Genomic DNA, 14,198 nt, shown 5'->3' on the forward strand with positions numbered 1-14,198 from the left:
AATTTATCTTTTAAGATTGGAATTTATTTTAGTTTACATAAACTTGCTGACCGCTTTCACAAAGTAAGGCGAATCGTTCCATCTAATTTTTCGATAGGCGAAGTCTTTTTTGAGGGAATCCGGAAGGCAATTCCAGATGGCTTCATTCATTTTCTCTAAGATTAATTTCTTTGAAAACGAATCTGAAACCACCAGACTTATTTCTCTTACCGGAATGGGTTCTTTAAAAGGCTTAAAAAGTCCGGTTGTGCCTTCATTGAGTGTAGAAAGCTGCGGAATAATCGCAAATCCCAATTGAGCTCGTACTAAGTTTTTTAAGGTTTCTATGGAACTGATGTCGTAGGTAAACTGTTCTTTTATCTTATCTGAATTTTTTAATCCGCAGATATCCAAAAGCTGGGCGTTATAACAAAACTCATGGTGTAAAAGCAATAATTCGGTTTGATCTCCGGGCTGTAATTCATAAAAAGCTTCATTGGACATTGGGTGCGATTCATTCAAATAAGCCACAAAAGGTTCTTTGAAAATAGGATGTTCAATTAAATTAGCATTTCCGGTAGGCGTTGCCATAATAGCAACATCAATCGTTCCCGTTTCTACATCTTTCATTAATTGGCCGGTATTGGATTCTCTTATAATGAAATGTACTTTTGGAGTAGCCTCTTTCATCGCTTTAATAAACAACGGAATCAGATAAGGCGATAAAGTGGAAATGATACCGACTTTGATCTCCCCTTCCAACAGGTTTTTTTCATTCACCACAAAATCCCGAATATCATCGGCCTCACGGAGAATCTTTTTCGCGCGATTGATGATTTCGGTTCCTAAAATAGTGGGCGTCAACGGCACTTTATTACGATCAAAAATCTTTATTCCGATTTCCTCTTCCAGATTCTTTAACTGAATTGTGAGTCCGGGTTGTGTTACCATACACACTTCGGCGGCTCTTGCAAAATGGCGTTCTTCGTCTAAGGCTACAATATATTTTAATTGCTGGATCGTCATTGATTATAATTTTATTTTATAAAGATACGAAGATATCAATTTTGGTTATAAAACTGAAGAAAATTTAACCGCAAAGTTCGCAAAGGAATTTTACTCAGGTTTGCTCTGTAAAAACACAAAGTTCGCAAAGCTATGTGTTTGTAGCTTTGCGAACTTTTCGTAAATCTTTGTGGGCTTTGCAGTTAAATCTCAATTTTGATTATAAAACTGTAGAAAATTAACCACAAAGTGCACGAAGGAATTTTATCCAGGTTTGCTCTGTAAAAACACAAAGTTCGCAAAGCTGGGTCAATATAGCTTTGCGAACTTTGCGTAAACCTTTGCGGGCTTTGCGGTTAAACGCTTTTTTTATGATTAATATAAATTTAAATCGGTAGTGATTTTACATCCTGCAAGGTTTTTTTTGCAAGCTCAATTTTATCCGTAAATAGGTTTTTACCATTTATTTCATCAGAAGCCTTAGAAATTCTTTTCTTCGTTGCTTCAGACATATAGATAATATTTACTTTTTTTTCCATTTTAATATCTTTTCCCATAATCCTAAGTAATTGAGTATATACAAAATTATTTATTTTTTCTGATAAACGAGTACAGCAATATATATTTTTTTTGGTACATATTGTACAAACACTTTTGTAGCTTCATCAAGTCCAAAAAAAGTATAATATTCAGAAAGTTCTTTAAAATTCTTATTTAAAAAATAAGTATAAGTTCTCATTCTTCTGTTTTTATTTTTACAAATCCCAAAACAGTTTTTAGAACACGAATTTCTACATTCATCTTCAAATGAATCTTTGCCATCACTCCCTTGAAAATAAATTGGAAAACCCGGATTATCTTTAAAGAATTTAGGAACAGTACTTAAAACTGTATTAAAAACGTTTCTCATATCTCCATTATTACTATTTTCTCTATCAGAAATACTTTTAGTTTCAAAATCATAGTCTCCAAAGCCTAAATTGAATAGTATTTCGCCTGTCTTCGTTTCTAATTTAGAATACTGTACAGCTTTAATAAGTTTCTTTTGTCTTACGCTCTCAAAAAGATACTGAATAATAGAATTTTCTCTTGATACAATAGTTTCATAAACATCAATATTTGTCAATTTTTTTCTTGCAAACATATCAATATTTCTTATGCTGTAAAAATAAATTGTAATATTATTTTTACAAATAAATCAATCTAATAGCTTCCCATCCCCCATCAAAGAATCCAATTTCTTCAATTTCGCTCCCCAGAACTCATCGAAGAAGGAAATCCATGTTTTTAGTTCATCAAAGCCGTCTTTTTTAAGGCTGCAATAACGTTCACGCCCGCTGTCTTCTATGGAGATAAAGCCTGCATTATGCAAAATCTTTATATGTTTGGAAACCGCAGGACGGCTCATGTCGAAATGATCGGCGAGCGAATTAATTGTCAGGCGGTCTTCGCAAAGCAGGGAAAGCATTTTCCTTCTGCTTGGGTCTCCAATGACCTGAAATACATCAAGAGCTGGTGTTGCCATTTTATGGGTTTAATAAGTTGTTTATTTTTTCGAATTTCTCTAACCAGCCATGGTTTAAACCATTGAAAAAATCAAGGTTTTCGTCTTTGTCAAATCCGTTATGTTCTAAGTAGACCTGTGTGCCTTTTTCTGTTGGCTCTAATTTCCAAATCACAACCGATTCAAGCGTGATCTTCTCATCCCCCGGTCCGCTTTTCCAGGAATAGGACAATTTTTTATACGGCTCAATTTCTAAAACGGTACAATAAAAAATACCATCGAAATTCAAATCCGGGATTGGGTTGATTCTAAATTGAAAGTCGGTACCCACTATTGGTTGAAAATTATTTTTCATTAACCAAAGCGCCATTAAGTCGGAGTTGGTTAGGTATTGCCAAACCTTTTCAGGGGAATGGGCAAAAAAATACTGATGTTTGATGCTTCTTTCCATAATAAGTAACTTTTAAGTTACACAAATATATAAGTAACTTTTGAGTTACGCAATTGTTTTCTAAAAAATAAAGAATATTTTTTTCTTTTAAAAACACCAACAAACACATTATCAACAATTTAATACATTGACATGGTAATTTTGTAACATTTTTTAAAAATTCTATAAAATTTAACAAAACCAAAACCTCAAATTGTACGTATGTATCAATAAGCGGTACTCTGGAATGGCTTAAATTCAAATGGAGAAGTTTTTGGAGCATATTGAGTTTAATGGCCTTCCGGGTTATCGTTTTGTTTAATCAAATTTTATAAAGCATAAAGATTGGAAAAATTAGAGCTTCAAAGATTAAAAAAGAGTTTACAGTATCTGGAAAGCAAACAACGAGAATTAAAAAAACAACAGGAAAATGATACTCGTAGTCTTGAATCTATCATAAAATATTTGAAAAAAGATATAGTTCATCAGTTTAAATTAACAGATTATGATGCTTCTATCAAACAAGAAATTAAAATTACAGATGTTTTTATTACTCATGTAAAATATATTATCGAAAGTCAGTTTTCAAATTCAATTTAAGAGCATAATTACATTCTACAACAATAAAAAAGTACCTAAAAAATATCAGGTATTTTTTTACTATTGCTACAGTAAAGAATCACTCATAAGTATATAATTTCAATTTCTGAATTTCGTAATCATCAACTGCGATTCTCACATGTCTTCCCTGATGGGTCTGATCGCCGTTGAAATGCCTTAAAGTTTTCCAACCATTATTCTCGAAAGTTCCCTGATCGACTTTTAAGATTCCGGCATTAAGCGATTTATCTTTTAATGGCTTAAAAGTAACCACAATTCCGGAACCGGCAATATAGAATTCGTCAGGTGTAATTTCGATTATAATAGCACTTGTCACAGGCCAGATTTCTTCTTTGGCCCCATCAGACCAATTTAAGGTATAATCGTGTTTAAATGTAAATTCGTAATTCCCTAATTGAATGATTTGTGACTGATTTTCCTTATCCAATAAAACTCCATCCATTTTTCCCAATCCTTTATTGGCTTCGATCACAGGTGTTAATTGTCTGACTAAATCATATATTTTTCCAAGAGGTTCTTTTTTGGCATCGGTTACAGATTCAATTGAAAAAGGCGAAAAACCAATTGCTTCATAATGACCAATGGCATACAATCCTTTAAAAGGTGCTGTTTTATCGAATTTATGTTCCGGAATAAACAACGGATCGCCCTGACGGATAAATAAATCGTTCCAATGTTTAAACATTGGATTATAAAAATCAGGCGATAGAAAATCAATTGAATTTCCAGCAGCTTTCCAAACATCCATAAGATGCGGCAAAGGTCCGGCACTTGGGTATTCTCCCGGTTTCTTTTCGGGGGCATTTAAAGCAGCATTTATAAACATCGGAATGGCATAACTGTCTTTTCCGGCTTTAGTAACTGCATTAGTGAATTTAGAAAAATACCAGGCCATAAAAACCTCATCTGTTTGAAGACTTTTTCCAAAAATGGTTTCCCAATTCCCTTTTGTTTTAAAGCCATTTTTCTTCCAGAGTTCTAAAAATTCAGGAACCAGATGCTGCTTATTCTTTTGCATGTATTGCAATAATTCTGCAGGTACTTCTTTATTAAAAGCTTCATTTGCCTGCGGACTATAATCTCGGGCTGTTGGCAGCATTCCGATTTCATTTTCAACCTGAATCATGATAACAGTCTGCTCTTTTTGATCAAAATCTTTAATATGAGCCATCAATTTCTGAAAAGCAGTTAGGTCTGCTTTTAGATTGTTTTCACTGAAAGGCGTTAGTATTTCATGACTTTTATTTTTATCCTCTTTTACTCTCGGATATTTCTTCTGATTTAATTTAATCCAGGCCGGCGCATGACTGGACATACTGTTTTTCCAGGATCCAAACCAAAGAAAAACTAATTTTAAATCTTCTTTTCGGGCACGCAGGATTAAATCATCCACCAATGCAAAATCAAATTTGCCTTCCTCCTTTTCAATCAATTCCCAATAAACCGGCGTTAATACCGTATTGAGATTCATCTCTTTTAGTTTAGGCCAAATAGGCTCCATACTTTCTATAGTCGTAGCCGAAGAATTGCCTAATTCACCACCCAAAACAAGAAAAGGTTTTTCGTTAACCATCAATTGTGTTTTATCTCCTTTTTTTTGAAGATGCGGTATTTTTTCCTGGCTAAAGCTGAATTGCGTGGCTATTAACACTAGTGAAAAAAATCCTATTTTTAGAAAACTAAACATATTCTTTATTTTAAATATTAAATTTCAACAAAATAAATAATCCATATTATAAAACCAGGGGTGATTTTATAATATGGATTAAGGCAAAAGGATTTTATTTTTTTACTAGTTCACCTGAAAAGTCTTTACTAACATCTTTTCCTGCAAGACCATCAGCGGTTCCTTTGTAAGCATGTTTACGAACGTAATTAGCATCCCAAAGGTTTGGAGATTCGTCAGGCAACCAGAACTCGTGTTCTTTTACACTATCAGAAACTCCCCAAATAGTAATACCATATTGTTGTGCTGCCGGAATATGTTTTTTGTACATATCGATTACATACTGATACATTTCAGCCTGAGAAGCTTGCTGTGCTACAGTTGGGGCATTTGTTCCTAATCGGATATCCAGCTCCGAAATTTTAATCAGTTTTCCGGTAGCAGCTAATTTTTGGAACATCTGAACCATTTTATCTCTATCCGTAGTCAATGAAATGTGCATTTGAGTTCCGATACCATCAACAGTGCCGCCTTTACTTTCAATATATTTCACATATTCAATTAAACCATCGCACTTGTCCAGTCTTGACTCGAGATTATAATCATTTATAAAAAGTTTATCTGTTGTATTTCCGTACTGACGAGCCAATTTAAATGCAGTAACGGCATAATCTTTCCCAAGATATTTTGCCCATGAAAAGTGATCTGTTGCGGTTTCACCTTCTGTTCCGTTTCTTAATGTTCCGTCTTCTTTCATTGGCTCATTAACCACATCCCAGGCAAAAACGCTAGTTTTATAGTGCGTCATCATTTTAGAAATCCAATCCTGCATTGCATTACCAATGATTGTTGTTTTTTCAGCAGCTGTTTTATCGATAGTAATAGGTGCAGTTGGTCCACCGGTTGCAGCACCAGTAGTTACCACAACATTATCAATATAATACGTTCCGGCCACTCCGCCTAAGTCAAAGTTTAAACCAGCTTCTGTTCCTGACGCTGTAATTTTCCATTCAACTAACTTCCATGTTGTAGATGTTGCTGTATCGCCTTGATATTGAGCAGTTCCTCCGGTAGTCGAACAGCGAACTGAACCAGGGGCTTCTGAACGAATCATATACGAAACTGTATATTGTGTGCCTGCAGTTAAAGGAGCAGTAAAATCAGAATGAATCTGCGTTTTCCATTGATTACCTGTATCGGTAACAGCGTTTACTACTTTCATGGCACCACTACCTTCATAAGCATTTGCAGCAGCAGCAAGACTCAAAGCATCTGTAGCTCCGTTATATTTTGACCAGCCTGTAATATTTCCGTCAAATTTTCCATTTGCCAGCATATTAACTACAGTTGGTGCAGCATCAAGATCTACAACCGCAATAGTGTTTACATCAATCAAATAGGTCACATTTGGCAAGTATCCTAAATCAAGATTAAATTGAAAATTAGTGCTTCCGGCTTTAAAATCGCCAGGAGCCAGTTTAATTTTAACCTGTTGCCATTGTGATGATGTTGCAAAAGCTTCAACCCATGATCCTCCAGTATTGTACCAGTCTTTGTATGGATATTGATTCGTTAATGTCGAACCAAAAGAAAGACGTCCTTTACCTGCTACATCTGACTTGATATAAAATGAAATTTCATAATTATGCCCTGCCACAATGGTAGTGTTTGGTGCCGTTAATTGTAAACTGTAAGGCTGAGCTGATGTAGCACTTGAAGCTAATTGAATTGCTTGCGAAGTACTTGTTAATCCCGCATTTGCAACAATACTAATTCCTTTTCCAGGGTTATTTCTTGCCCAATTCGCAAATGTTCCGGCTTTTAAACCGGCAACATCAAGAATATTGGTTCCGCTTGAACCCGGAATTACCGTTGGTGCAATAATGCTATTTAAATAACTTGCATTCTGGTTGGAATGCCAAACCAAAGTGTGTCCGAAAACTTTTAAGCCTGCTGCTTTTGTAGCCGCAATAAAGTCATCAATAGTTTTAAAATTGATTTCCCCTTTTGCGTTTACCATTGCGCCGTGTTTCATGGCGTAGCCCGGAGTTACTTCATCAAAATTTTCATTGACTAACTTTCTGTATGCCGGATCACTCATGTACAAATCAGCACCAATTCCGTTTCCTAAAACAAAATTTGTATAGGTTTTCAATGGTTCATAACGGCTGATTTTTTCAACCAGTTCCAGAGGCAATTCTGCTCCGGTTACAACACCGTGTTCCGGATCTTTTTCCCATTCCATCAAATTATCATCACATGATGACAAAATCATTAATGAAGAAGCAATTATTGGGATTATATATTTGTATTTCATCTTGTTCTGTTTTTTAAATTATATGATTTATCTCTTTTAATTAATCTTTTTCAGATTTATATTAGTTAGGGAAATCATTATAAGTTGGTGTGTTTAATGAAACGATTCTCCAATTGTCTGTATACACTTTTACAGCAGTTGCTTTTGAAGGAAATTCTACTTCACTCGCTGTTCCTGTAACATCTTTCAGTTTTATATCTGAATTTTCGAAATAAATACCAAAGTTTTGATACGTGGCAGCTTCGCGGTAGGCCAGAACAGTTTCAAAAGTAAAGGCTTCTTTAGACCAAGCGTAGAATTTGTTTAGCGGAATCGTAACAGTTGTCCATCCGGTAGTTTGAAAAGCAACCGATTTTCCGTCGACAATCCAAGGCACGAAATTATAAACTGCACCTGTCCATTCTCCTCCATTAAAATTATTGATCGTACATATTTTTAAGAATCCAGAATCTTTCCAGGCATTTGGTACATAAATATCAAACTGAAATGCTACTTTATCCAATGGCGTATTTGCCGGAATATAAGGTGTTAATTGTGCTCTCCAGTTATCAACGCCATTTCCTGCTGTCCAAACTTCTGTCAAACGGTTTTTGGCAGCATCAAAAGAAGCAATACGAGCCGGACGATGCGCAACATATTTCCCTTGTGAGACAGTACCAGCTCCTATTGCTGCTGACTCTAAATCTGCTGGTTGAATCATACTTGTTGAAGTTCCCCAATAACCATGAGATCCGCTTCCGTCAAAATTCAATAGAAGACCTTTTTTAAAGTTAAAATAAGCCGGAGAATAGGCCCCTCCGTTTGAACCTTCAACAAATAGTGAACCTCCAATATCTGAAACACCGTTTGGCATTGTAACGGTAAAAAACTCCCCATCTGGATCTGACGTAATTCCGCTTGTTACGGCAACATTTCCAGGAAAAACGACTTTACTTATTTCAGTTAAACCAGAACCAACAACCGTAATTTTTTCACCAGGATTAGGCATCGTGTTTGAAATACCGTTGATAGCTGGCCTTGAAGCACGAATCTGGAACGGGAATACCGTTTCAGTATTGTCATTTACAAAACGAATCGTATTTCTGTCAGCCGGATCTGCTTCTATGGTTGGTGTATCAGCAGATACAGAAAGGATTATCGAATTATCAGATACAAAAACGACGTTAAAATAAGTTGAATAACCGTTGATGTATACTTTTTTAAGTCCGGTAAATCCCGATCCTTCAATTCTAATCGTTTGTCCCAATCGTACAAAACTAACTTCCCTATCCGGAACAGCTGAATTTACATCTTCCAGAAACACCTTGCTGACTACTATTGTTTTACTTGCCGAATCACTATTATCGCAAGAGGTAAACAGCAATGCGCAGCACATCATGCCCAAAAACGCAATGGGTGCCCAATATTTTTTATTTAATATATATTGCTTCATATTGATCAATCTTTTTAGATTATTATTTTTCATACTATTAGAACAAGTCTTTTATTTTCTCTTCCGTAAAAACATAAGGAACAGGGTTTTCTCTTAACAAAGGATTTTGAACCAGTTCAGATTCCGGATAAGGCATAACAAAAATAGTGGCATCGATTACCCCTATTGAGCGGGTACTGTTGCTTTTTGTAGCATCGATTGTTACTTTATTAGTTGCATTATCGTAAAGAATTGGCACTATAGTTCCTCTATTCTGACCTGTAATATAATTTATTACTTCTTGTTGTTTGTAATACGATCTTCTAACCAAATCATACCAATACTGACCTTCCATACATAATTCTACTCTTCTTTCATGAATGATATCAGGGTAAGTTAATACTGCTTTAGGATCAAGTCCTGCACGGGTACGCAGTGCGTTTATTCCTGCAATAGCCAGAGCGTCAGAAGTTGTAGCATTATTTCCTAAGGCTGCTTCTGCATAATTCAAATACACCTCACCTAAACGCAGCATATACGTATTTAAACCTGAGTTCATACGAGACGTTTTTGCATTGTCTTTTGTAGAACCAACAACTCCTTTTTTAACGGTAAGGAAATCATTGGTGTGATCAACAGTATATCCTCCATTCGATTTATTGATTTCAGGATAAACATCATTATCCGCCATCCAGGTTGCTTTACGGCGCGTATCTTTAGTTTCATATTCCTGTAAAACATTATAAGAAGCTCTTGTCCAATAACCCCATCCGGTATCATCTCCTGTAATATCAGATCCCAATGCAAAATAAGCCTGCTGCGTATTGGTTACACCATAATCACCGTTTGGAACCCATTGCAGGGCAAACATAGATTCTGTATTGTTATTATTATCAATCTTAAATAAATCGTCATAATTTGCCAACAATTTGTAAGGCCCGGAATTGATTACTTTTTCAGCCGCTTTTTTAGCTAAGTCAAGATATTCTTGTTTTCTGGTAGTACTGTTCGGATTATCACTTATTCCTGAAAATGACAAGTACACACGAGATAACATTCCGTAAGCGCTGTATTTTGTCAATCTTCCTGCCTGACCTGCCGTTTCCGGAAGGTATTTTGCAGCATATTCCAAATCACGAATAGCAAATTCATAAACATCTTTCAACGGATTTTTATTCACAATCGGATTTTTAACCAATTCTCTTGGATCAGTAGTAATAATGACATCTCCCCAAAGCGAAGCCAAATACCAGTATGCTGTACCTCTCATAAAACGGGCTTCGGCTATATATTTATTTTTAACAGCAGCATTAACCTCGCTTTCAGAAATACCAATAATTACGTTATTGGATTGTTGCACCACATTGTACAAAGATCCCCAGGCCGAAACCAAAGGTCCTGTTAATCCGGTTTCAGACAAGTCAGTAAACGGATAAATATAATCAGAAAACGGCGCGTATAAATTATTAGCACGCCCATCACCCAAACCATAATAAAATTTATCATTAAAATCGAACCAGACTTTATTGTATAATGGTCCTGTCGCCGCCTGAAAATCGGCTTCGGTTTTATAAAAGTTCTCTTTAGTAATCTGGTCGTTTGGTTCAACCTCTAAAAGATCACTACAACTAGTCCAGACAAATGGCAATGCGATCATAAGAACCGAGTAAAATATATTTTTTGTTTTCATAGTTTGCAAAAATTAGAAATTAACATTTAATCCAAGAGTAGTAACCATTGCCGAAGGATAACGTCCGTTATCGATACCTGTTAACAACGCATCCTGATTAAGAGATCCAACCTCAGGATCGTAACCTTTGTATTTCGTGAATGTTAATACGTTTTGAGCGTTTGAATATACTTTGATGTTAGAGATACCATATTTAGAGTATAATGATTTTGGCAAATTGTAACCAATTGAGATATTCTTAACTCTTACATAAGAAGCATCTTCTATAAATCTGTCGCTGAAACGGTAGTTAGAAGCCGATGCTGCCGATGAAGCTGCAATTCTTGGCATATAAGGATCTCCACCAACAATTTGTACATTACGATAATCATTTGGCCCCGTTGGGTCAATTAATCCTAATTGAGCATATCCTAAAGCTGATGACAATAAATTCGTGTTTTCACGAGGATTTTCTAACCAGCGCCTTTGGTAATTTGCGACATCATTTCCATAAGAACCTGTTAGCAAAATACTAACATCGAATCCTTTGAAAGTAAATGAATTGGTAAAACCGAAAGTAATATCCGGATTTGGGTTTCCAATATAATCACGATCTTTCTCATTGATTACACCGTCATTATTAATATCTTTAAAAATATAATCACCAATCCATACACCGTTTTCTCCTATTGCCATTCCTTCCGGTAAAGCAGTTGGTTTCACTGTTCCGGCTGCATCTTTATAATAGAAATCAGTAGCTTTTTCAAAACGTCCAATTACTTTGTATCCATAAAACTGACCAATTGCCTGATCTACCGCTGTACGGGTCACAATTGTTACATCAGAACCTTGCTGAAGCGATTTATTTAAGATTCCGGTTTCTGTATTAAGTGCCAATACTTTACTTCTGTTCATAGACATATTAAAATTAGATCTCCAGGTGAAGTCTTTTCTGTCCATATTTAAAGTATTCAAGGTAAGTTCAAGTCCTTTATTTTCAAGAGAACCAATATTTACCCAGGGAGCAGAAGTTGATCCCTGTCCAGTTGTCCCTACATACGCCGGAAGTGGCAATTGTAATAGTAAATTATTTGTTTTTTTGTAGTAAACATCAGCAACAAGCTCAATTCTGTTATCCAGGAAACTAATGTCAAGACCTAGATTGCTCGAACTTGTTGTTTCCCATTTTAAATCTTTATTAGCTGTATTTGCTGCCAATAATCCAGTTCCCCAATTGGTTGCAGAAGCATTGTAAGTTGAAGTGTAAGCGTAGTTGGGTACATTTTGACTACCAACTTCACCCCAACCCAAACGTAATTTCATGTTACTGATTACTTTACTGTCTTTTAAGAAATTTTCATTAGAGACTTTCCAGGCCAAAGCCGCTGATGGAAACCATCCCCATTGATTGTCTTTGTAAAATTTAGAAGAACCGTCTCTTCTGATTGTAGCAGTCAATAAATATTTATCATTGAAAGAATATTGTAATCTGCTTAGATAAGAGCTAAGCGCACTTGTATTACTTCCATTTGAATTTTTAGCCGTTGTAGCATCTCCTGCATTCAAATCTGTAGCACCATTTGTCAGATATCCAGATCTGTATCCATAGAGGTTTTCCCAGTTTGATTCCTGCATCTCCTGACCTACCATTACATTTAGTTTATGAAGACCAAAAGTTTTATCGTAGGTTAATATATTATTCCAACTCCAGAATTCGCTATTCGATTTTGTTCTTGAACCTTCTCTGACTTCGTTTTCAAGTGCTCCAAAAGTATAAGATGGATTGAAGATATAATTGTTTGCAAAGCCGTAATCTAACGAATAAGTTGTTTTGAACTTAAGATCTTTTGTAAAGCCAATCTCTGCATATGCATTGGCTCTCATTCCATAATTTTTATTATGATTGTCTTTGATAGAAGCCAAACCAATAGGATTGTTTTGAACAAACTCTTTCGTATCCGGACCATCAAATGTACCATCAGCGTTACGAACAGCAACGTTTGGCGTTTGTTTAAGAGCAGTTAAGATTAAAGCATCGTCCTGAACTGTAGTAGTTTGATTGGTTTTGCTCAAAGCGAAATTCACTCCAACTTTTAAAAAGCTTTTTACCTGAGAATCGACAACTCCCCTAAGATTGAAACGATCAAATCCAGATCCGATAGCAATACCTTCCTGATCTAAATAACCAATTCCTAATGCATAAGTGGTATTGTCTGAACCACCAGAAGCAGATAAATTATAGCTTTGCATCAAAGCGGTGTCAAACAATTCTTTTTGCCAGTCTGTTCCTTCTCCCAATAAATCAGGTCTGATAAAGTAATTATCACGTTGCACGATTCCTAAATCAGAACGTGTGTTTTTAAGTGTCCCATATTCTTTAAGATTTAATAAATCCAAATGTTTTGGTATTTCCTGCCAACCTACATAACTGTCAAAATTTAAGATCATATCTCCTTTTTTTCCACGTTTTGTAGTAATCATAATAACTCCGTTTGCAGCTCTTGAACCATAAATAGCAGTTGCTGACGCATCTTTCAGAATATCCATCGAAACGATATCTGCAGGATTGATATTCGCAAGCGGATTTGTATTTACAGAACTTGTAGATCCGTCGATAATAACACCATCAATTACAAAGATTGGTTCGTTTGATCCGTTTAAGGAACTGATACCACGAATACGAATCGAAGAACTTGAACCTGGCGCACCACTATTTGACTGAATTTGTACACCCGCTGCACGTCCCTGCAAAACCTGATCGATTGTAGTTGCAACAGATTGTTGTACGGCGGCACTTGTAACAGTAGAAACTGCTCCTGTTAAATCAGATCTTTTCATTGTACCGTATCCTACGACTACAACTTCTTTTAAACTACTTACATCTTCTTCAAGCGTTACATTAATCTGACTTTTATTACTTACTGGTACTTCCTGTGTTCTATAGCCGATAAAGCTAAAAACCAAAACTGCATTTGGCGTTGTCTTAATTGAATAGGTACCATCAAAATTTGTAGCTGCACTAGTATTTGTTCCTTTTACAATAATATTGACACCCGGTATTGGTCCGCTATTATCCGAAACTGTTCCTGATACAGTCGTCTGAGCATTTACCGAAGCAGAAAATACAAACAACAGGATCATGAAACCCAAATTCTTAAAGTATTTTGATTTGCTTTTAGTAATTAAAAAGTTAGTCATAAATGGTTGGTTTAATTAGTTAATATATGGTTTAAGTTAGTTTTTATAAAAGCTTATAGCCTTTTCATTTCTCTCTGAAAATGAACCAGCATTTACCCTTTTATAAAAACAAATATATATAAATTACAATAACACACAACCGGTTGTTTAATTTTTTTATTTTAATTTATCAAAAAATTGAGTTTAAAAAAATCATATTTATATTTTTAATCACAAAATATTAAATAATTGGCAAAATAGTGATTTCAAACTACGAAAACGTTGTAGATAAAAAGAAAGATCTTTGATTTCTTTAAAAAAACCATAAAACCGTCTGTTAAAATATTTTTTTAGTTTTTAATTTCTTCTCAAAAAATAAATTTCAAATAATTCATACAAAAGAATTGATGGGATTGCCA

At 35.2% G+C, this 14,198-nt stretch carries 11 protein-coding genes; 1 reads left to right on the top strand and 10 read right to left on the bottom strand.

What is annotated here, in order from left to right; all coding sequences use genetic code 11:
* Positions 1 to 33: 33 nt before the first annotated feature.
* From IHE43_RS16250 to IHE43_RS16270, 5 genes are all read right to left on the bottom strand, one after another.
* The gene (locus IHE43_RS16250; protein WP_192184871.1) at positions 34 to 1,005 is read right to left on the bottom strand and encodes a hydrogen peroxide-inducible genes activator; all 972 of its coding nucleotides are present in this window, start codon (positions 1,003 to 1,005) and stop codon (positions 34 to 36) included.
* A gap of 365 nt (positions 1,006 to 1,370) precedes the next feature.
* Positions 1,371 to 1,541, bottom strand: a complete 171-nt coding sequence (locus IHE43_RS16255) for a hypothetical protein (protein WP_192184872.1) — start codon at positions 1,539 to 1,541, stop codon at positions 1,371 to 1,373.
* 32 nt (positions 1,542 to 1,573) lie between these two features.
* The gene (locus IHE43_RS16260; protein ID WP_225585163.1) at positions 1,574 to 2,128 is read right to left on the bottom strand and encodes a hypothetical protein; all 555 of its coding nucleotides are present in this window, start codon (positions 2,126 to 2,128) and stop codon (positions 1,574 to 1,576) included.
* Between the two features lie 54 nt (positions 2,129 to 2,182).
* Entirely contained in the window at positions 2,183 to 2,509 is a 327-nt protein-coding gene (locus tag IHE43_RS16265; protein ID WP_192184873.1) for a helix-turn-helix transcriptional regulator, read from the bottom strand.
* A 1-nt stretch (position 2,510) separates the two neighbouring features.
* On the bottom strand, positions 2,511 to 2,939 hold the full coding sequence (locus IHE43_RS16270) for an SRPBCC domain-containing protein (RefSeq protein WP_192184874.1): 429 nt from the start codon (positions 2,937 to 2,939) through the stop codon (positions 2,511 to 2,513).
* Between the two features lie 324 nt (positions 2,940 to 3,263).
* Here IHE43_RS16270 and IHE43_RS16275 point away from each other — a divergent pair, with 324 nt between their 5' ends.
* A complete protein-coding gene (locus IHE43_RS16275) occupies positions 3,264 to 3,518 on the top strand; it encodes a hypothetical protein (RefSeq protein WP_192184875.1) in 255 nt (84 codons plus the stop codon).
* Between the two features lie 79 nt (positions 3,519 to 3,597).
* Here IHE43_RS16275 and IHE43_RS16280 read toward each other — a convergent pair whose 3' ends face one another.
* The 5 genes from IHE43_RS16280 to IHE43_RS16300 all read right to left on the bottom strand — a co-directional run bounded on the left by IHE43_RS16280 (position 3,598) and on the right by IHE43_RS16300 (position 13,800).
* Positions 3,598 to 5,226 carry a DUF5597 domain-containing protein gene (locus IHE43_RS16280; RefSeq protein WP_192184876.1) on the bottom strand — a complete coding sequence of 543 codons (1,629 nt, stop codon included), beginning with the start codon at positions 5,224 to 5,226 and terminating at the stop codon, positions 3,598 to 3,600.
* A 94-nt stretch (positions 5,227 to 5,320) separates the two neighbouring features.
* Positions 5,321 to 7,522 (bottom strand): endo-1,4-beta-xylanase, encoded by a 2,202-nt coding sequence (locus IHE43_RS16285; RefSeq protein ID WP_192184877.1) that lies wholly within the window; start codon positions 7,520 to 7,522, stop codon positions 5,321 to 5,323.
* Positions 7,523 to 7,583: 61 nt separating this feature from the next.
* The gene (locus tag IHE43_RS16290) at positions 7,584 to 8,954 is read right to left on the bottom strand and encodes a glycan-binding surface protein (RefSeq protein WP_192184878.1); all 1,371 of its coding nucleotides are present in this window, start codon (positions 8,952 to 8,954) and stop codon (positions 7,584 to 7,586) included.
* 37 nt (positions 8,955 to 8,991) lie between these two features.
* Complete coding sequence (locus IHE43_RS16295; protein WP_192184879.1) at positions 8,992 to 10,623, bottom strand: RagB/SusD family nutrient uptake outer membrane protein; 1,632 nt, start codon at positions 10,621 to 10,623, stop codon at positions 8,992 to 8,994.
* Positions 10,624 to 10,635: 12 nt separating this feature from the next.
* The gene (locus IHE43_RS16300; RefSeq protein WP_192184880.1) at positions 10,636 to 13,800 is read right to left on the bottom strand and encodes a TonB-dependent receptor; all 3,165 of its coding nucleotides are present in this window, start codon (positions 13,798 to 13,800) and stop codon (positions 10,636 to 10,638) included.
* Positions 13,801 to 14,198: the final 398 nt, after the last annotated feature.

The sequence above is a fragment of the Flavobacterium sp. MDT1-60 genome, from assembly GCF_014844035.1.
In the GTDB taxonomy this organism is placed as follows: Bacteria; Bacteroidota; Bacteroidia; order Flavobacteriales; family Flavobacteriaceae; genus Flavobacterium.